The sequence below is a fragment of the Vibrio xiamenensis genome (assembly GCF_900100015.1).
Lineage (GTDB): Bacteria > Pseudomonadota > Gammaproteobacteria > Enterobacterales > Vibrionaceae > Vibrio > Vibrio xiamenensis.
The window spans coordinates 151,355-170,693 of record NZ_FNDD01000001.1 but is presented as its reverse complement, the minus strand read 5'-3'; the positions used below and the strand labels follow the sequence as shown (position 1 = coordinate 170,693).

Genomic DNA, 19,339 nt, shown 5'->3' with positions numbered 1-19,339 from the left:
AAAGCGGCTTACGCCGCTTTATTTGGTTACGTTTTTTGACAATTTAATTGGTTATCAAAATTGCTCTTCTTCGGTGGAACCGGTTAATGCAGTCACCGATGACTGCCCACCTTGAATGGTATTGGTCATTTTGTCGAAATACCCCGTTCCCACCTCTTGTTGGTGAGCGACAAAGGTGTAACCTTTTTCGGCAGCGGCAAATTCTGGGCGCTGAACTTTTTCAACATAGTGACGCATCCCCTCACCTTGTGCATAAGCGTGGGCAAGTTCAAACATGTTGAACCACATGTTGTGAATGCCCGCCAGAGTGATGAATTGGTATTTATAACCCATATCTGCAAGCTCTTGTTGGAACTTAGCGATGGTGTCGGCATCGAGGTTTTTTTCCCAGTTAAAGGATGGCGAGCAGTTATACGCGAGCAGTTGCTCTGGATACTCGGCATGAATTGCCTCGGCAAATTTACGCGCTTCTTCCAAGCACGGTTTTGCCGTTTCACACCACACCAAATCCGCATACGGTGCATAAGCAAGTCCGCGGGCGATGGCTTGATCTATCCCTGCGCGTACACGATAGAAACCTTCTGCGGTACGTTCGCCAACAATAAAGTCTTTATCGTACGGATCGCAATCAGACGTTAGCAAGTCTGCAGCATTGGCATCAGTACGTGCAATCACTAGGGTTGTGGTACCGGCCACATCTGCGGCTAAACGCGCGGCAATCAGTTTTTGTACCGCTTCTTGGGTTGGCACCAACACCTTGCCACCCATATGGCCACACTTTTTCACCGAGGCCAGTTGGTCTTCAAAATGTACCCCAGCCGCGCCCGATTCAATCATCGATTTCATCAGCTCATAGGCGTTGAGTACACCGCCAAATCCGGCTTCCGCATCGGCGACAATCGGTAGAAAATAATCGATGCCATTTTCATCTTGCGGAGTCACTCCCGCAGCCCACTGAATCTGGTCAGCGCGACGAAAGGCGTTGTTAATACGTTTGACCACCGAAGGCACCGAATCAACCGGGTACAACGACTGATCCGGATACATAGTGGAGGCAGTATTGTTGTCGGCCGCGACTTGCCATCCCGAAAGGTAAATAGCTTCAATCCCCGCTTTGGCTTGCTGCACCGCTTGCCCGCCGGTTAAAGCGCCCAAACAGTTGACGTAGCCTTTTTTGGCCTGGCCGTTGACTAAGCTCCAAAGCTTGTCAGCGCCTTTTTGGGCGATGGTATTGGCTGGAATCATCGAGCCACGCAGCTCAACGACTTCTTCAGCGCCATAGGTGCGCTTGACGTTTTTCCAGCGTGGATTGGTCGCCCAATCTTTCTCTAAAGCTTCAATTTGTTGACGGCGAGTTAAGGTCATGGTCAATCCCTCTTATTATGTGCGCGTGCGCAGTTTCTTCCTTTGATAGGCAGTACTTCCCTCTCCGCCTAGCAAACGTTCACGTTATTAATGGATGTATATGGATTAAGTAATCGATATTGATAAGTTAAAATTGTTGGTCTGCTACAGGGCTTTCTTCTGTGCTATACAAGGTAGTCATAACCTGGAATCGTAAGAAAATCGCATAATTGGTCGCTTGTGGTCAGTTCGCTCATCAGCTTGGCCGCTTGATCAAAGCGTCCTGCGTTAAATCGTGCCGCGCCCAACTCTTGCTTCACCACTTGAATTTCTTCATCTAAATACTGCTGAAATAGTGCTTTAGTGACGACCGCGCCGTTATCTAGCGTTTTACAATGTTGAATCCATTGCCAGATGGAAGCGCGAGAGATCTCTGCGGTTGCGGCATCTTCCATCAAACCGTAGATCGGTACACAGCCATTGCCACCAATCCAGGCTTCGATGTATTGCAGCGCGACGCGAATGTTATGACGCATGCCTTGTTCGGTTCTTGCGCCGCCGCAGGGTTCGAGCAGTTGCGCAGCTGATATCGGCTCATCCTGCTGACGACTGACATCCAACTGATGAGTTCGCGCCCCTAATACTTGGTCAAATACCGCTTTGGCTGTATCAGCAAGCCCAGGGTGAGCAACCCAAGTTCCATCGTGGCCGTTAGTCGCTTCAAGCAGTTTGTCGTGATGAATTTTGTCGAGCACTTGCTGATTTTGCTCAGGATCTTTAGCTGGAATAAACGCCGCCATGCCCCCCATCGCAAATGCACCGCGGCGATGACAGGTTTTGATAAGCAGCCGAGAATAAGCGCTAAGAAACGGCTTATCCATGGTCACAATCTGGCGATCAGGCAACACGCGATCAGGATGTTTTTTCAACGTTTTGATATAACTGAAAATGTAATCCCAGCGCCCGCAATTGAGCCCAACAATGTGCTCTTTAAGTGCAAATAGAATTTCATCCATTTCAAACACAGCAGGCAGAGTTTCAATCAATACCGTGGCTTTGATGGTTCCGGTATCGAGGCCAAAATAGTCTTCAGTAAAGTGAAACACGTCGCTCCACCACTGAGCCTCACGGTGTGATTGCAATTTGGGTAGGTAAAAATATGGACCGCTGCCTTTCTTTAGCAAGGCGTCGTAGTTATTGAAAAAGTACAACGCAAAATCAAACAGCGAACCGGGAATGGCTTGCTTGGCAAACGTCACATGTTTCTCTTTAAGGTGCAAGCCGCGAACTCGGCAAATAAGCACCGCAGGATCGGGATTCAAGCGGTAGACTTTGCCATTTTCAGGATTGGTATACTCGATATCACCATTCACCGCATCACGAAGGTTGATTTGCCCGTCCAGCACTTGATTCCAGCCCGGCGACATCGAATCTTCAAAGTCCGCCATAAAGACTTTCACGTTAGCATTCAGCGCATTAATCACCATTTTGCGATCCGTTGGGCCAGTAATTTCTACTCTTCGATCAAGCAGGTCGTCAGGAATACCGAGAATCTTCCAACTGCCCTCACGAATCTCGCGAGTGTGAGGGAGAAAATCCGGAAGCTGACCGCTGTCGATGCGTTGCTGCTGACCTTCTCGAGCACCAAGCAATGCATCCAATGCAGGGGAAAATTGTTCGCATAATTTGGCTAAAAAGCGCTGTGCTGCGAGAGGAAAAATGGCACTTTGAGCCGTGCTCATCGGATGGGTAATGTGTAGCAATTCTACAGCATCACTGGGTGAGTTGCGTCGAATTGGCGTAACAGTTTCATTGAGTGGTGCAAGCATAACTCTTCTTCCTTGACGGTATCTCGGAGAAGGTTTAGAGCATCAAAGTTACATTTGTAACTATAAAACCACATAACAACTTTAAAATATGTGTTGGCCCTAGCCTCTCTATTAATTAAATTTCGCAGATATTATTATTGGCAGTTCAATTAAGTAATTATCAAAAAGCCTTTAAATAACATATACCAGCGAAATTAAATTCGAAATAGAAAAACCGCAATAACACTAAATTCAAAGTTTTATTCGGCAGTAAAATTACACTTAACCCTCAACCTTAAGATGTAAGTATTTACGTAATTTAATTACAGTAAAATTTGCAATGTCGAAATAATAAAAACCAGATCAACATCGTTCCCTTGCCAATCAAAGTTTATATACATCAATAAGATAAAAATAAAAAAGCCCACACTTAATGCGCAGGCTATTCGCTTCGATTGTAAAATTAACATTGTGAAGTTTTACTATTTAATGAAAGCTTCACCCAAATATGTTGTGTAAAATTTTACAAGTCAAAAAACACCAACAGTGTAATTATCTATACAACAGCAGAGAAATTGCTAAAAATTAGAATAATTCACTAGTCAGTAGTCATAAGCAGGCTTCACAACAGTTCGGCAACCAAATCTGCAAGCTGTTGGAAGGTGTTTAAACGTGAGGAACTTGGTCGCCAAACCAAGCCAATATTGCGATAGGCTTTTTGCCCTGGCGGCTCTACCACCAGCAAATTCTGGTTATCAAGTAAGCCGTGCTCAATCGCCATTTGCGGAATAAAAGTCGTACCGAGACCATTCGCCACCATTTGAACTAAGGTATGTAAACTGGTCGCGGTAAACGGGTTGATTTTTTCTTTACCAGTTAATTCACAAGCCGAGACGGCATGTTCAGTCAAGCAGTGTTCACGTTCGAGCAGAAATACCGACTCATCGGGCAGATCATCGTATTTGATGGGGACACGAATACCATCAGCTTGATGACGACTGATCACCATTTTAAATGGATCACGCCCCACAATGCAGCTTTCCATGCCATCGATATCCACCGGTAGCGCCAGAATCAACACATCGAGTTCGCCATGACGTAGCGCACTCAGTAGATTGGTCGTGGTGTCTTCACGCAGCAATAAATGCAGTGCTGGAAAACGAATATTGACCTCTTGAACCAAATCGCAAAGCAGAAAGGGAGCGATGGTTGGTATACACCCGACTTTTAACTGCCCTTCCATTTGATTAGCCTGGCAGGTGCGACCCAGTTCAACCAGATCTTGCCCCATCGCCAGAAGATGCCTACCTTGCTGAACGACTTTTTCGCCGGTTAAAGTAAATACCAGAGGACTTTTCTTATCTTTTTTCTCATAAAGAGGACAGCCAATCAGCGCTTCTAAGGTCTGAATACCTTTACTTAATGTGGACTGACTCACATAACAGCGAGCGGCTGCTTCATTAAAGTGGCGGGTTTCGTGCAAGGTAACTAAGTAGTGTAACTGCTTCAAACTAGGCCACTTATTCATAATATTCCATTCATTTCTTAGGGTTTTATAACTCGCACCGAACAAAATTCACTCATCGCTTTATTCGATTAAGTTAATCTATTTATTTCGCTTTTTTCTATACTAACGCCTGTAATATAGTTTGTCTCGTATCAACACGGACCGGGCTCAATTTTGGATTGGAGCCTGACTAATTACTATTGATTTAGGAGCAATAAAAAATGGTACTAGTAGGTCGTCAAGCCCCTGATTTCACTTCTGGAGCAGTTCTAGGTAACGGTGAAATCGTCGATAACTTCAACCTAAAAGAGTTTACTAAAGGTAAGAAAGCCGTTGTATTTTTCTACCCACTAGACTTCACATTCGTTTGCCCATCAGAAATCATTGCCTTTGATGAGCGTCTAGCTGACTTCCAAGCGAAAGGTGCTGAAGTAATCGGTATTTCTATCGACTCAGTTTTCTCTCACAATGCATGGCGTAACACTGCAATCGAAAACGGCGGTATCGGTCAAGTTAAATACCCATTGGTTGCAGATACTACTCACGACATCGTTAAAGCATACGACGTTGTTGATCCAAACGGCCCTGGCATCGCGCTACGTGGTTCGTTCCTAATTGACGAAGAAGGTGTTGTTCGTCACCAAGTGATCAACGATGGCCCTCTTGGTCGTAACATCGACGAAATGCTACGCATGGTTGACGCACTAAACTTCCACCAAACTCACGGTGAAGTGTGTCCAGCGCAATGGGAAGAAGGTAAAGCAGGTATGAAAGCGTCTCCAGACGGCGTTGCTGCATTCCTATCTGAGCACTCAGCTGACCTAGCGAAAAAATAAACCACTTTCCACCTCGCTCAACAGGTGAATGGTTGGATATAACATAAAGCGTATAAACGCATCGCCAATCAGTTGAAAGTAAAGTATTCAAAGCCCAAGACTGCGGTCTTGGGCTTTTTTATTGGCTCGATGGTGCGTTATTTCTGTATTTCTGAATAGAAAAATATATCTCTTAAAAGACAAAACATATCGTCTTACAGACTTTCTGCTCATTTGCTCTTTTATCTCAAACACCCTGTCATTATGATGGCTCTCAACATAAAGAATATCCGCCGCGCGGCGGCTCATGCCCAATTTAAATGGAGATAGAATATGGCTTACTTTTCTTTGGCCTTTGGTAGCGCAACTAAAAACCGTGATGGCAAAATCATCGAAGCGTTTTTCCCAACCCCAATCCTCAATCCAAGCGATGAGTTGGTAAAAGCGCTTGCTGAAGTGGTTGATTACCAACAAGGTAACCAAGCTATTGAAGTGCAAGCCGCGCAAAGCGCCGCACTAAGCGAAGTTTTTGCCGCTCATCAACAACCAGCAAGCGCATCATTCGCTGCTAAGGCCGCCAATTCGGCGCAGCCGCTAGTCCTTGTGATTCTTGAAAATGACGAGCAACCTCAATCTGTTGCGGAAGGCTTTCTGAAGTTACAACTGATTTCTAACCGCCTCGTTAAACCTCACGGTACGGTACTTGATGGCATCTTTGGTCTACTGCACAACATCGCATGGACCAACGAAGGCCCAATCGATCTACCAGAACTGGCCGATCGTCAAATCGAAGCTCGTCTTGCTGGCCGTGCACTGAGTGTCGATTGCGTGGACAAATTCCCTAAAATGGTTGACTACGTGGTGCCAACTGGCGTGCGTATCGCCGACACGTCTCGCGTGCGTCTTGGTGCTCACGTAGGTGAAGGCACAACAGTTATGCACGAAGGCTTTATCAACTTTAACGCCGGCACCACTGGCGTCAGCATGGTTGAAGGTCGTATTTCAGCGGGCGTGATGGTCGGTGATGGTTCAGATATCGGTGGCGGTGCGTCGATCATGGGTACGCTATCTGGCGGCGGTAAAGTCGTTATCTCTATCGGTGAAAACTCACTACTTGGTGCAAATGCTGGTCTTGGCTTCCCACTTGGTGACCGCTGCACGGTTGAATCAGGCTTATATGTGACGGCAGGTACTAAGGTTCGCATGCTGGATTCTGATGGCAACGAAGTTGAAATCATCAAAGCCCGCGATCTTGCCGGTGTTTCTGACCTACTGTTCCGCCGCAACTCGGTAACTGGTCAAATTGAATGCCTAGCGAACAAAACGGCGGTTGAGCTTAACAGTGAATTGCACAGCAACAACTAATACGCTCTACGCATAGCCATTAAAGCCTCAACTTCGGTTGAGGCTTTTTGGTTCTAGCGATAGATGAAAGGTTATAACGCTGCACTTTTCTTTTGTGTCAAAAGCGATTAGTTTGAGATGAAACAGGTAGGGAGAACCCAATGACGACTTACATCTTTGGCTATGGAAGCCTAATGAATTCTGCATCTAGACAACTTACAGGCCAAACGGCAGCAGCGATTCCCGCCAATGTAAAAGGCTTAGTACGCTATTGGAGTAAAATCGACGACTCTTATACCCTTTCACCACTGGTTGTCACCCAAGGTGATGGCGAAGTCAACGGAGTGTTGCTCGCGATTGATGATTCTGCGCTGGCCGATTTTGATTATCGCGAACGCGGCTATCACCGCATTGAAGTCGCGCTTGAACATATCGACTGCCAAACTCCTCTTGATGAACAAGATTGTGTCTGGGTCTACGTCAAAGATGCCCCGGAGCCACCATGCAGTTTAGCCCCGATCATGCAAACTTACGTCGATACGGTTCTTTCCGGTTGCCTTGAAGTTTCCGAGCAATTTGCCCGTCAATTTGTTGAGCAAACCATCGGCTGGCATTTTCCGCGCGAAAATGATCGCCACGCGCCAAAATATGGCAATTTTGCCGGGGTTGAATCAAGTCATCAACATCAAGTCGATAACCTGCTCGCCTTCATCAAGGCCTGAGGATTCCTAGCGGCTAGTTCGGCGCAATGACCTTATGTATCAAGTCTCGAATCCAAATGTTGCGCAAATCTTGGCGTTGTGACTTGAGGTAAAACATCTGAATATCGAAATCTTCGATCATCACTGGGGTCGGCAGCGCTTTTAACCCCTGGGTAAATTCAGGATGACGGGCAAAACGTTTCGGCAGAGTACAAATCAGTTTTCTGCCTTTAATCAAACGCCAAATCGTGAGGAAATTACGCGAGACCACGCTGACTCGCCGAATTGCCCCTAATGCTTCCAAGCTATCATCAAGTTGAGTCTGCAGCGCGCCATCCGGGCTCACCACCGCGTGCTCGACACTGACAAACTGCTTTAAGGTAATGGAAGTCGTGAAAGGCAACTGTTGCGGGTCGAACAAACTCAAATGCTGCTCGGTATAAAGCTTGTCGTATTGAAAACGGACGTTCGGCACCTTTATGCTGCCAATCAACACATCCAGCTGTTCGTTCTCGGTCAGTTCAACATAATTACTGCGATTTACGTGATAAAAACTGATTTGCGACTCCGGAGATGAGCGCTTTATCTGGTCATAAAGTTCAGGAGCAAACAGTTGCTCGGCATAATCGGTTAACCCAATTCGCCATACACCATCGTACAGCTCGGCAGAGAATGCTCTTTTGGAGAGAAGTTCGGTTCTCACTGTGGCAAGAATGCTATCCACCCAACCCGCCATTTCTTGCGCGCGCTGAGTCGGCTCCATACGCGCACCAACCCGTTCAAACAGAGGGTCGCCAAATAATCCGCGCATTCTTTGCAGCGTATGACTCATCGCAGATTGACTGACACTGCATGCTTGAGCCGCCATACTGACACTACGAGTACGATATAAGGCTTGAAATGCGACCAGCAAATTGAGGTCGACGTTTTTCCAGTTAAATGCATTCATGCTGACCTACCTTATTCATACTTAGTATTAATACTATTAATTTGAATAATAGATAATCATTGCATAGAGTATTCCTGCCACTTTATTCCATACGATAACCTAATCATGTTTTCCATCTTTAAGATTTTCTTTGCTTTGGGCTGGGTCAGTTTTGGTGGACCCGCTGCGCACATTGGTTACTTTCGCCACTATTTTGTTGAAAACAAACAATGGCTCAGCGAAAAAGAGTACGCGGATTTTGTCGCATTAAGTCAATTTCTACCTGGACCTGGGTCTAGTCAGGTGGGGTTTGCGATCGGTTATCATCGCGGTGGATTAGTTGGTGCAGTCAGTGCTTTTTTAGGCTTTACCCTTCCTTCGGTGATCTTAATGCTAGTGTTGGCCGCATTGAGTCATCATTTTATCGATGCTCCACTATTCGACAAATTGGTTCACGGACTCAAACTGCTTGCGGTGGTCGTGGTTGCTGATGCCGCGCTTGGCATGTATAAAAATTTTTGCCGTTCCAATATCACCATCATGTTATGTGTTATCAGTGCGGTCTTACTGCTTATCTTCCCATCTATGACGATGCAAATAACGGTATTAATCGGCGCAGCGATAACCGGAATTCAGTTTATCGCGTCCAAGGAACCTCAAGCCAAATTGCGCTTTAAGCCTAACTATTTCGCCTTAGTGATATTTATTCTGTTACTTATCCTTCCGGTCATTTTCGCGCCCCATTTCGTTGCCGCGCAAATATTCAATGATTTCTACCAGACAGGCAGTTTGGTGTTTGGTGGCGGACATGTCGTGCTGCCACTACTGCAAAATACATTAGGTGAACAATTAAGCGGCGATGCGTTCATTACTGGCTATTCAGCAGCGCAGGCTGTGCCTGGCCCCATGTTTAGCCTAGCGACATTTTTGGGCTACCAGTTATCCTCTCAATCGCCATTACTAGGCGCCTTAACCGCAACTGTAGCGGTTTTTCTGCCGGGATTTTTACTGTTGTTAGTGGTGCTGAAAGATTGGGCGTCACTGGCTCAGCACAACAAAGTCTCGGGAGCACTACAAGGGGTCAACGCCGCCGTGGTTGGGCTGTTAATCGCAGCGCTTTATCAGCCGATATTTGTTAGTGCTGTCTCTACCCCTCTAGACATGGCGCTAATAGTGATAGGTTGGTATTTACTCAAACACCTCAAGTTACCGATCTTAGCCTTGGTGACGTTTTACTTAGTCTCTGGTTTGGTATTACTGTGACAACATTGAATGAAAACAGGGGAGCTATGCTCCCCTGTTTTTATGCGTTTATCTGGTCACTTACTGCCCCGGCTCTTCTTTGACGAGTGCCAGCGCGCGTTCCAAATTCTCATTGGCCACTTTATAGTAGCTTGGCTTCATATTGATCGCTTGCTGCAAATAGGGAATCGCTTGATCCGGTTTTCCCTGAATCATCAATATATAACCGACATTATTGAGTGCCTCTGGAGTATCCATCTGCTTTTTGAATACGCCTAGACCACGTCTTACTTCACCTTTGGCTAAATAAATCAGAGCCAAATTGTTTAAGGCTTTACTGTTGTCTGGTGATTTGTCTAATGCTGCCAAAGTGAAACGCTGAGCGGTGGTGTAATCCCCGGACATGTAGTAGGAATAGCCCAAATTCATCAATGTCTTGACGGAGTCACCATCGACCATCAAAGCCTTGCTATACCATGCTTGAGCAACATCGTGTTGAGTCGCCACATCCTCTAATACTCCAAGCGCCATTAACGCTTCTGCTGGTGATTGATTATCAACCAATAACGCCAATACCTGCTCTTTGTTCTGTGAATCACTGGCTTGCAACCTAATTTTACTGTTCAACCTCACTTGATCGGCATTAACAGCACGTAACATATATTCTCGACCTTGCTGAGTGTTACCGGCCTTGCTGTATTCCACACCTAGTTGCGTTAATACCTGGATGTTGTTGGGGTTGTAATCCAACGCCAATAAATAAGCTTTTTCAGCAAGGGCGATATTACCCCGCGATTGGTGAATACGGCCGATGTTATACAGAGACTTATCTTGAAAGCGCGCGGTCGGAAATGAAAGAGAACGTATGTATTCATACAGTGCCAGATCATAATTATTATTTCGAAGCGCAACATCACCTCGTGAAATCGCTTCGGTTTCATTGAGAGGAGGCACATCACTAGACAGAGTATCAATCGGTCGCCCTTCATATAGACTGGCATCAAAAGTGTTTTGCACGGGCTCTGAACTCGAACACCCGCCTAGTCCAATCATTCCACAAAACAGAACGGTTTTAAGATAATGATGCATAGCAAATTCCTTATTTTCCGAGCGTTGCAGAAAGGCTCAGCATGGCGGGTCCAATGGCAACGATAAAGAAGCATGGCCAAATAAAAATCAGCAAAGGAAAAATCATTTTGGTCGGAATTTTGGCGGCTATTTCTTCTACTTCTTGATTACGTTTATCACGAAAATCTTCGGTATATTCGCGAAGTGTTTGTGACAAGCTCCCACCAATTCGCGATGCGTGGGCGAGCATACTCACGAGTCCTTTAATCTCAACCACACCTGTCCTTTTGATCAAATCATCAAACGCATCCGACATATCAATGCCGGCTTTGATTTTGGCGCACACAGTATCGAGTTCATCCGCAAAGTCAGGATGAGAAATGGTCAGCTCATCCGCAACGCGGCGCAGTGCGGCACTAAAACCAAGCCCTGATTCGGTACAAACGACAAGCAAATCGAGCGCATCTGGCACCCCACCTCGAATACGAGATTGACGTTTCGCGATGATTTTACGCAGTAGGATATTAGGTAGGAATAGTCCAGCGGCAATCGCCCCCACAATCAATAGCGGGATTTTTCCCTCAATCGATGGGTTTAAGAAATAGACGGTCGCACCAATCGCCACACCTAACGCCAATGAACAACCTTTCAGGGCATAAAATGTCGTCAACGCACTCGCATCATGATATCCCGCATGCATTAATTGATGACGAATACTTTCCCGCTCTTTAACATTTTTCGGCGTCATCACCGGCGCTAACGATTCTAGCGTATGATCTAAGCGCTTAGATTTCCTGATTTGAGCTGGTTCTTGGCTAGTTTTGATTTGCTCTAATTTCACTTTAAGTGGCGAACGACGTCCAAACACTAATAGCACAACGGCTAACAACATGAGAGTGCTTGAAATAAGGATCATCCCCAAGAACACCATTCGACCGTCGAGTTGCAAGCTGTCTAGCCAATTTAGCAATATGTCCATATCACACCTCGAAATTGATAATTTTTCGAATCCAAAGCGACCCAATAAATAAAGAAACTATGCCGCCGGCGACTAAATTGGGGCCACGTGGATCGGTATATAAATTTGCCGCGTATTTTTCATTCGTCATCCAGATAAAGAAAAACAGCACAAATGGAGAAAGAACAAGAATCCAAGCCGACAAGCGACTTTCGGCGGAAATCGACTTAATCTTGCGCTGCAATTTAAATCGTGAGCGAAGAATTCGAGACACTTTTTCCAGGTTTTCGGAAAGATTACCGCCGGTTTCTTTTTGCAATAATACTGCACTCGAGAACGCCAGCATCGCCACCGTCGGCGTACGTTCCGCCATCTGCATGATCGCTAAACGCATGTCATAACCGTAATTAAGCAAGTTAAAGGTATTTTTGAATTCAACACCTATTGGGTCTGGCATTTCATCCCCGACTTCCTTAAAAGCCTGAGTAATCGGCTGACCGGCTTGCAACATACGGCGCATAATATCTAGCGCGTCGGGAAGCTGCTCTTCAAATTGAGCTAAACGACCAGAAATACGTTGCTGAAGCCAGAAATGGACTGAAACCCAAATACACACGAATGCGATAATCGGCAAATAGAAAGGCTGCCCTAAAATAATTAATATCACCGCCACTGAAGAACTGATGATTAAAGTCAGCGTGAGCATTTGCGACAATGTCCAATCGAGCCCAGACAGTTCAATGGTTTTTTTCAATGATGAAAACCATTTAATTTTCACCAAACGCCTATCCATTGGAGAAAGACTTTTCAGGTAATGCTCATTAAGAAGGGAGCGAGCTTCTTCATCTAAATTGGTTTGCGTCTCTTTTAGTCGTTCAGACAACTGTTTATGTTTCGCCTTGCTCCCCGCGGCAGGTAAAATCAGCGCTTGTGAAATAAACACCACCGCAAAAAATAGCAGTACAAAAAACAGTGTGGCATCTTGCGGCATAACGAATCTCCTTACTGGTAGGTTTCGTTAAAAATATCGAAGGGCAAGTGCATCCCGCGCTTACTCAATTGGTCATGACAGGCAGGAATAACGCCCGTCGCCGTGTAATAGCCAATAACATTGCCGTCTTCATCCATCCCTTGACGTTGAAAGCGAAAAATTTCTGACATGGTAATGATCTCTCCTTCCATGCCGTTAATCTCGGAAATGCTGACCATACGGCGCTTACCATCTTCTTGGCGATCCATCTGAACCACAAGATGAATCGCAGAGGCTATTTGCGCTCTCAGGTTTTTGGTCGACATATTCCAACCAGCCATTGCGAACATATTCTCGACACGGCTCAGCGCATCACGTGGCGTATTAGCGTGAATGGTTGCCAACGAACCATCATGGCCGGTATTCATTGCCGCTAACATATCCACCGCTTCACTACCACGAACCTCCCCCAGCACAATTCTGTCAGGGCGCATACGCAGTGAGTTTTTAACCAAATCGCGCTGAGTGATTTCCCCTTTTCCTTCTAAGTTTGCAGGGCGCGTTTCCAAGCGAACAACATGGGGTTGCTGAAGCTGAAGCTCCGCGGAATCTTCGATGGTAATAATGCGATCATCGGACGGAATAAAACCGGAGAAAATATTTAGCGTGGTGGTTTTTCCAGAACCGGTACCACCAGCAATAAGAATATTGAGCTCACCTTTTACCGCGGCTTCTACAAATTGCGCCATCTGAGGAGACAAGGAGTTGTAGCCCAATAGATTTTCCATGGTGAGCTTGTCGACAGCAAAGCGACGTATCGACACCGATGCGCCATCAAGCGCTAAAGGTGGAATGATCGCATTCACACGAGAACCGTCAGCCAAGCGAGCATCAACCATGGGTGACGCTTCATCAATACGACGGCCAACCTGGCTAACAATACGATCAATAATATTTCTAAGATGGCGACCATCTAAAAAAGTGTAAGGTGTTCGTTCTAATTTTCCTCGGCGTTCAACGTAAACGCTTTTAGGACCATTCACCAGAATATCGGACACGGTAGGATCGTGAAGTAACGGCTCAAGTGGACCAAGGCCAAATACTTCGTCTTCGATTTGTTGGATCACTCGGCGGCGACCTTCCGCACTTAGCGCATGAGCTTGATCTTCGGCCATCAACTGGACTATCGCATCGTGAAGATCTTTCTTAGCGCGATCTTTCTCTAAACTCGCTAAAAGCCCTAAATCCAAGGTTTCAAGCAAGCGCTGATGGTAATAGTGTTTAGTCGCAAGTTCCTGCTCGAGTTGTTTCCTCGCTTCATCAACCGCTTTTTCTTTCGCATCAGATTCCATTCGCTTACGTTGCTGGACAGCTTGGATATCCGCCTGAGGATCTCTAGCCGGATGACTCTCAACATCACTGACAGCAACTTTTTGCTCTCTTTGAGTCGCTTCATCAACCTTTTCCTGCAATTCAGGATTGATATTTTTTCGTTTAAATAGCATGACTCCTGATCCTTGTTATTAGGTGAATAGGCGTTTTAGCCAACTCGATTTTTCTTCAGCTTCAGGAATAAGCGCATGAGTAAAATCAATGACAGCTTTTGCCAGCGGACCACTTTTTTTCGCCTCTACAAACGGGCGACCGAGGTTGGCACTTTCAACTGCGGCTTTAAAATCGTTAGGAATCATGTGGAGCACAAGACCTGGCAAGGTTTCTTCGATATCTTTGAGTTTGATGGACTGACGCTTTTCGTAACGATTGACCACCATTTCCATTTGTTCTTTTGCAAGACCAAATTCAAAGGTCAACAACTTCACGAGCCGAGAGGTATTTTTGATTGCGACTAAGTTTTGTTGAGTCACTAAAAAAACTTTGCTCGCCGGACTGATTACAGAGGTAAACATGCGATCTAAACCTCTTGATAAATCAACAACAACGTAAGGGTAGTAATCACGCAAAATGGGCAAGAGCTTGCTGAATTTATGCGCTTTTTCGTAATTATCGTAACTGTTTTCCGGTTTAAAACTCAGCATGTGCAAGCCAGATTTATGTTTGGTGACATACCCTCCGAGCGACATTTCATCGAGGTCAGCGACATTAGCTATCGCATCCGCGATACCATATGCAGAGTTGGTATTAAGATAATCGTTGATGACACCAAACTGTAAGTCTAAATCTAAAAGCAACACTTTCTCAGGGTGCACTTTTGCCAATTCCATTGCCGTATTTACCGCGAGCATTGAAGCCCCGGCTCCACCTTTGGTGTTCAAAAATACGTACAACTCACCAATGCTGCGGTTAGCCAATTTCTCTTCAACCACATTCTTGAACATCGGTATCAGCTCCGATAATTCAACTTTGTCTGAAATGAAATCCGCAGCACCGATTTTCAGCGCAATTTTAAGTGCACCATTGTCGTTTTCATTGCCAAAGACAATTAAAGAAGCCTCATGGGCATCTTGATCCGAAGGCGCCTCATAGTGTTGAAGCTCCATCACTTTTTGCGCCCAGTTCGGCCCTGTTTCCACAAATATCAGATCTGGAGGAGTGAAATGTGTAAGGTTTGCAACCACTAAACTATGGAATGAAATAGTTTCAAAACTGATATTGGGGCACTTTGCCAACTCTTGGCTAATATGCAGATGAAAGCGATCACTGGAGTAAAATACCCAGATAGTTAAATTGGTTTTTAAACGAAAACCGCCGCTGTCATTTCTGGTTAGTTTTACCGCTTCACCCATTTCTTCTCCTTAGCATTCTGTATAGTCAGAGGTTGTATCGTCACCATCAGCTCTTAGATAACCAAGGTTCTCTCGAGGTCTTACCGTTTCATAATTAGGTATTGATACCCCTTCTCCTAAAAAGCTTAGAACACCAGAAAATTGATAGACAAAATTAGTGACTCTTGCTCTCACATAATAAATTTTAGAATACGTATCCTTTTCTGCGTCATCTGAAGACACATCAATATCAACAACAGCTCCGTTTTGGTCTAAATAGTCGATGCTAAGATTGCTGGAACTAAAACCTCCAGCCAGTGGCGTAGGTACTACCAACGCTGGAATGTTGTCGCGTTCTTTTACTCGACATACCACGCCAAGCCTTGCAGCAATTCGTGTTGCTTCATTGATCAATTGCAGCGAATACATATAGCGCCCTACTTCAAACACACCAAAGATGATCATCAGTAACACCGTTGACACTAAAGTAAATTCAATAATGCTAAGACCTGCCTGGTGTTTCGATGCATTTCTCATGGCAGAGTCCTCATCACGGCGGAAGTATCGAGCGGGAAATAGAGATCTAAACTGGTCGGTAAAAAAGAAGAAATCGGCGAATAACTGTAATCCACGCTCACAGTGACGTAGCCACTACTATGAGCGACCGAAACATCATCAACCGATAGGCCTTCCACAAGGACACTATCGCCATCAGTAGGAGCGGATTTGCCATACACAACAATGTTTTTAATTTTGCTCACATCAGCGATTTGGTCATAACTGGACGTACCCTGAATATCGCTAGTTGCGTAACGAACGCCATTGTGCACAAGTTTATTCAAGGTATTAAAGGTAATAAATGCCTGACCAAACTCAGTCACTGCTAATAAAATAGTCAGCAACAAAGGCAACACAATCAAAAATTCGACTGCAGCAATCCCCCTTTGAGATGACAAAACTTTCATCATGAATCCTCCGAGTAAGGGTCTTCATATAGAACGATTTTGTATGGACCATCGCTATTAGGATTGTTACCAGAAAGCCCTCCTGTTACTTCACACTCTTCGACAAACTCGCCATAAACAGCAGATTGCCCACTATTATTAGTCGGCGCTTGTTGCAACATAAAAAAACATCCCACCGCCACAATCTCATAGCTATTCGTTCCACCACTGACATCATCACAATCTAAGATAGGAATAGGTAACATTCGCCGATTAGGTTGACCATTTAACGGGCAATCGGTACTGCCTTTAGTACACGGCAGGGAAGCCAAATAATCGGCATAACGCCAATCATCATCTCCATAAACGACGTTACCATCTGCATCTAGGCTTGCGGGTGTGTCTGGCTCTTTGGTGTATTCATCTGGTGGGTAATCATCGGCGCTTACGCCACCACCGCTATAGTCACCAAAACGTGTATTTAAACCTTGACCAACTGGGCCTGCGCTGACCCCAGGTTTTGTGTCAACAGACTCTCCTATGGTCACTGGATACTCATAACTCCCCGCTAATGCAGAACGTACCGTATCAGCGCCAGAGCCAAAGTCGAGCAATTGATAATTACCCGGCCCCATTTCAGACAAGCTGCCATCACCAAGTTTTAACGCATAGATTTGCTCTTTATTGTAACCATAGAGATCCCCCTCACTTCCTTTGCATACCGCCATAGGTACAACATTGGAAAACACAATACCCGGACTTGGGCCCGCGACGGCACTCGCCTTTAACACCTTATTGATGCCGAACAAATCAATAAAAAAGTCTTCGAGTGCGTAATTAGTCACTGATACACGTGCGTAAGAGTCTTTGCTGCTGTCGTAACTCGCATCAGGGAATACTTTCGGGTTATTGGAGATTTGAACGGTAATCGTCGCACTAGAAAAATCGAGTTTGCTATTACCACTGGCGTTCGACATTTGGGTAATCGTCTCAATCGCTGCCGCTTCAGCATCCGCCGCGCTGCCCTCATCATCTAAAACAATGGCGGCCGCTAACGCTGCCGAGTCGACAGAGTTCTGCAGCCGAGTTTTGTTCATCAAAGCATGGTTAACGTCGATTGCGAGTGCTGTGATACCGATCAGTGACAGCATTGACATCGTCACTAAGACTAAAACTAAACCTGCTTGGCGGCGGACCGTCTTGGGTTGGTTTGGATTGAAGCCCATACCATATCCTTAGATTTACTCAGTAAACCCTTCTAAGAATTGACTATCAGTGCCAGAGAGATCTTTGCTCTGTTTTCCGGTATAGATCTGATAGGCACCTTCCATTCGTTCACCGCTCCCTGTTGGGATATATCCTATATTTTCTTGCGTTGCATTTGGGTTGAAGGTTTGCTCTGCTCTCAACTCAGCGTTATACATACCCAAGCGATGTTGATTCGATGCGCAAGCCGATAGCCCTAGAACCAAGCACACAAAAACTAGTGGTTTAAGTAAATAACTCATCTGTCTGCTCCTATAAGCTATGACCAAAAGTGCCTTCAGTTCCGCCTTTACTGCCACTCAGGTACTGGCTCTCTTCGCGCATTGGTTTTTGCTTGGGATGCGGAGCCAAATAGGCACCGCGTCCTAACAAGTAATATTCAAGATCGTTGGGTTCAACAAAAGCATCGGTTGGAAGGTTAATACGACGACGGTCGATAGGCTTAGCCAACCTAGGAGTGACTAAAATCACCAGTTCCGTCTCTCCAGACACATACTCTTGGCTATTAAATAGTTGGCCGATAATAGGGATATCGCTAAAACCAGGCATTTCAGCTATCACATCACGAACATTTTCACTTAATAGCCCTGCGATACCAATAGTTTGCCCATCAGCCAGTTCTAACGTTGACGAAGCGCTACGACGAGTAATGGGCGGAATAACATAGGTGCTGTTGGTTGTACTCGGCGTTAAAGTTAACGAACTACTATTGGCGATTTCGCTGACGTCTACTGCTAAGTTGAGATTGATTTTTTTGTCACTCAGGACGGTGGGAATAAACTTAAGCCCCACCCCATATTCTTTATACTCAATGGTGATGCCATCTTTATCAGGCACAGGAATAGGAAATTCACCACCAGCCAAGAACTCGGCTTTTGCACCACTAATCGCAGTTAGATTGGGTTCTGCCAAGACTTTTGCAGTGCCGTTTTGTTTGGCAATATCGAGCGCAAAGCCAAATAAGGTGTCGCTGTCGATAAAAGAGCCAAGAATCCCAGTATTCGAAACGCTGGATGTATCAAATATCGGCGTGACAATTCCTAACGCTGTATCTATAGAAGCTCCCGAAGACGATCCGCCCCAAGAGAAACTACCGTTCTGTTCAAAAAAGTGAAAGTTGGCGTCAAACTTTCTCACTAAACTGCGTTGCACCTCTGCAACCGTAACTTCTAGCATTACTTGCTGCGCGCCACCTATCGTCATAAGGTTAATAACCCCGGTTTGCCCAACCTGCTCACTTAGCGATTCGGTTTGCTTGTCTGCTGCTTGCCCCGATGCATAAGTCTCCGCGACACGCAGGGCAATGTTCATTGCTGACTGACTGCTGATTTGCCCACTTAAAATCAATCGCTGTTGAGCGCTGTGAACCTTGATGACTTCATCAGGTAAAAACTCATACAGTTTGGCTTTGAGACTATTCAAATCGTGGGTTACTTGAATATTAATTGATTCGATCAAACGTCCGTTACGATCCCATGCCATTAGATTCGTCGAACCAAGCTTCTTACCGATTAAAAACAGTTCATCGGATTTCAGCATCACAATATCTAACACACTTGGATCACCCAAAGAGACTCGTTTAGCTTTCCCCACCAAGGTTACATGAGTCGATTTATGATGCGGTACAGTAACGATTTTTCCTGTCTGAGTAGCGGCAACACTGGGTAATGACAAGATAAACAAAGCAGACATTAGAATAATTATTTTCTTCATGTTTCACC

The 19,339-nt window shown here is 45.4% G+C and carries 18 protein-coding genes; 4 read left to right on the top strand and 14 right to left on the bottom strand.

Features of this window, described 5'->3' with window-relative positions:
• Positions 1-54: 54 nt before the first annotated feature.
• From aceA to BLS03_RS00765, 3 genes are all read right to left on the bottom strand, one after another.
• Positions 55-1,365: an isocitrate lyase gene (gene aceA, locus BLS03_RS00775; protein ID WP_093268329.1), complete on the bottom strand. Its 1,311-nt coding sequence runs from the start codon at positions 1,363-1,365 to the stop codon at positions 55-57.
• Between the two features lie 164 nt (positions 1,366-1,529).
• Entirely contained in the window at positions 1,530-3,173 is a 1,644-nt protein-coding gene (gene aceB / locus BLS03_RS00770; protein ID WP_093268326.1) for a malate synthase A, read from the bottom strand.
• A gap of 601 nt (positions 3,174-3,774) precedes the next feature.
• Entirely contained in the window at positions 3,775-4,680 is a 906-nt protein-coding gene (locus BLS03_RS00765; RefSeq protein WP_093268324.1) for a hydrogen peroxide-inducible genes activator, read from the bottom strand.
• Between the two features lie 200 nt (positions 4,681-4,880).
• Here BLS03_RS00765 and BLS03_RS00760 point away from each other — a divergent pair, with 200 nt between their 5' ends.
• From BLS03_RS00760 to BLS03_RS00750, 3 genes are all read left to right on the top strand, one after another.
• Positions 4,881-5,495 (top strand): peroxiredoxin, encoded by a 615-nt coding sequence (locus tag BLS03_RS00760; RefSeq protein ID WP_093268321.1) that lies wholly within the window; start codon positions 4,881-4,883, stop codon positions 5,493-5,495.
• A 312-nt stretch (positions 5,496-5,807) separates the two neighbouring features.
• Positions 5,808-6,839: a 2,3,4,5-tetrahydropyridine-2,6-dicarboxylate N-succinyltransferase gene (gene dapD, locus BLS03_RS00755; RefSeq protein WP_093268319.1), complete on the top strand. Its 1,032-nt coding sequence runs from the start codon at positions 5,808-5,810 to the stop codon at positions 6,837-6,839.
• A 140-nt stretch (positions 6,840-6,979) separates the two neighbouring features.
• Positions 6,980-7,540 carry a gamma-glutamylcyclotransferase family protein gene (locus BLS03_RS00750; RefSeq protein WP_093268316.1) on the top strand — a complete coding sequence of 187 codons (561 nt, stop codon included), beginning with the start codon at positions 6,980-6,982 and terminating at the stop codon, positions 7,538-7,540.
• A 13-nt stretch (positions 7,541-7,553) separates the two neighbouring features.
• On the opposite strand, the gene BLS03_RS00745 is transcribed toward BLS03_RS00750, so the two are convergent.
• Positions 7,554-8,468 carry a LysR family transcriptional regulator gene (locus BLS03_RS00745; RefSeq protein ID WP_093268314.1) on the bottom strand — a complete coding sequence of 305 codons (915 nt, stop codon included), beginning with the start codon at positions 8,466-8,468 and terminating at the stop codon, positions 7,554-7,556.
• A gap of 105 nt (positions 8,469-8,573) precedes the next feature.
• Between BLS03_RS00745 and chrA the strand changes: the two genes are divergently transcribed.
• Positions 8,574-9,710 (top strand): chromate efflux transporter, encoded by a 1,137-nt coding sequence (gene chrA, locus BLS03_RS00740; protein WP_093268311.1) that lies wholly within the window; start codon positions 8,574-8,576, stop codon positions 9,708-9,710.
• Between the two features lie 60 nt (positions 9,711-9,770).
• On the opposite strand, the gene BLS03_RS00735 is transcribed toward chrA, so the two are convergent.
• Genes BLS03_RS00735 through BLS03_RS00690 form a run of 10 tightly spaced genes read right to left on the bottom strand, consistent with a single transcriptional unit; the run spans position 9,771 to position 19,331 of the window.
• The gene (locus BLS03_RS00735) at positions 9,771-10,778 is read right to left on the bottom strand and encodes a tetratricopeptide repeat protein (RefSeq protein ID WP_093268309.1); all 1,008 of its coding nucleotides are present in this window, start codon (positions 10,776-10,778) and stop codon (positions 9,771-9,773) included.
• A 10-nt stretch (positions 10,779-10,788) separates the two neighbouring features.
• Positions 10,789-11,736 (bottom strand): type II secretion system F family protein, encoded by a 948-nt coding sequence (locus tag BLS03_RS00730; RefSeq protein ID WP_093268306.1) that lies wholly within the window; start codon positions 11,734-11,736, stop codon positions 10,789-10,791.
• Position 11,737: 1 nt separating this feature from the next.
• The gene (locus BLS03_RS00725) at positions 11,738-12,706 is read right to left on the bottom strand and encodes a type II secretion system F family protein (RefSeq protein ID WP_093268304.1); all 969 of its coding nucleotides are present in this window, start codon (positions 12,704-12,706) and stop codon (positions 11,738-11,740) included.
• Between the two features lie 11 nt (positions 12,707-12,717).
• Positions 12,718-14,190: a TadA family conjugal transfer-associated ATPase gene (locus tag BLS03_RS00720; RefSeq protein ID WP_093268301.1), complete on the bottom strand. Its 1,473-nt coding sequence runs from the start codon at positions 14,188-14,190 to the stop codon at positions 12,718-12,720.
• Positions 14,191-14,208: 18 nt separating this feature from the next.
• Positions 14,209-15,429, bottom strand: coding sequence for a CpaE/TadZ family protein (locus BLS03_RS00715; RefSeq protein WP_093268299.1), 1,221 nt, complete (start codon positions 15,427-15,429; stop codon positions 14,209-14,211).
• A gap of 9 nt (positions 15,430-15,438) precedes the next feature.
• Entirely contained in the window at positions 15,439-15,945 is a 507-nt protein-coding gene (locus BLS03_RS00710) for a TadE/TadG family type IV pilus assembly protein (protein WP_093268296.1), read from the bottom strand.
• Complete coding sequence (locus BLS03_RS00705) at positions 15,942-16,376, bottom strand: TadE/TadG family type IV pilus assembly protein (protein WP_093268294.1); 435 nt, start codon at positions 16,374-16,376, stop codon at positions 15,942-15,944. The genes BLS03_RS00710 and BLS03_RS00705 overlap by 4 nt, the downstream gene beginning before the upstream one ends.
• Positions 16,373-17,578 (bottom strand): pilus assembly protein TadG-related protein, encoded by a 1,206-nt coding sequence (locus tag BLS03_RS00700; RefSeq protein WP_093268291.1) that lies wholly within the window; start codon positions 17,576-17,578, stop codon positions 16,373-16,375. Before BLS03_RS00700 ends, BLS03_RS00705 begins: the two co-directional genes overlap by 4 nt.
• 15 nt (positions 17,579-17,593) lie before the next feature.
• Positions 17,594-17,860, bottom strand: coding sequence for a hypothetical protein (locus BLS03_RS00695; RefSeq protein ID WP_093268289.1), 267 nt, complete (start codon positions 17,858-17,860; stop codon positions 17,594-17,596).
• Between the two features lie 10 nt (positions 17,861-17,870).
• Complete coding sequence (locus BLS03_RS00690; RefSeq protein ID WP_093268286.1) at positions 17,871-19,331, bottom strand: type II and III secretion system protein family protein; 1,461 nt, start codon at positions 19,329-19,331, stop codon at positions 17,871-17,873.
• Between the last annotated feature and the right edge of the window lie 8 nt (positions 19,332-19,339).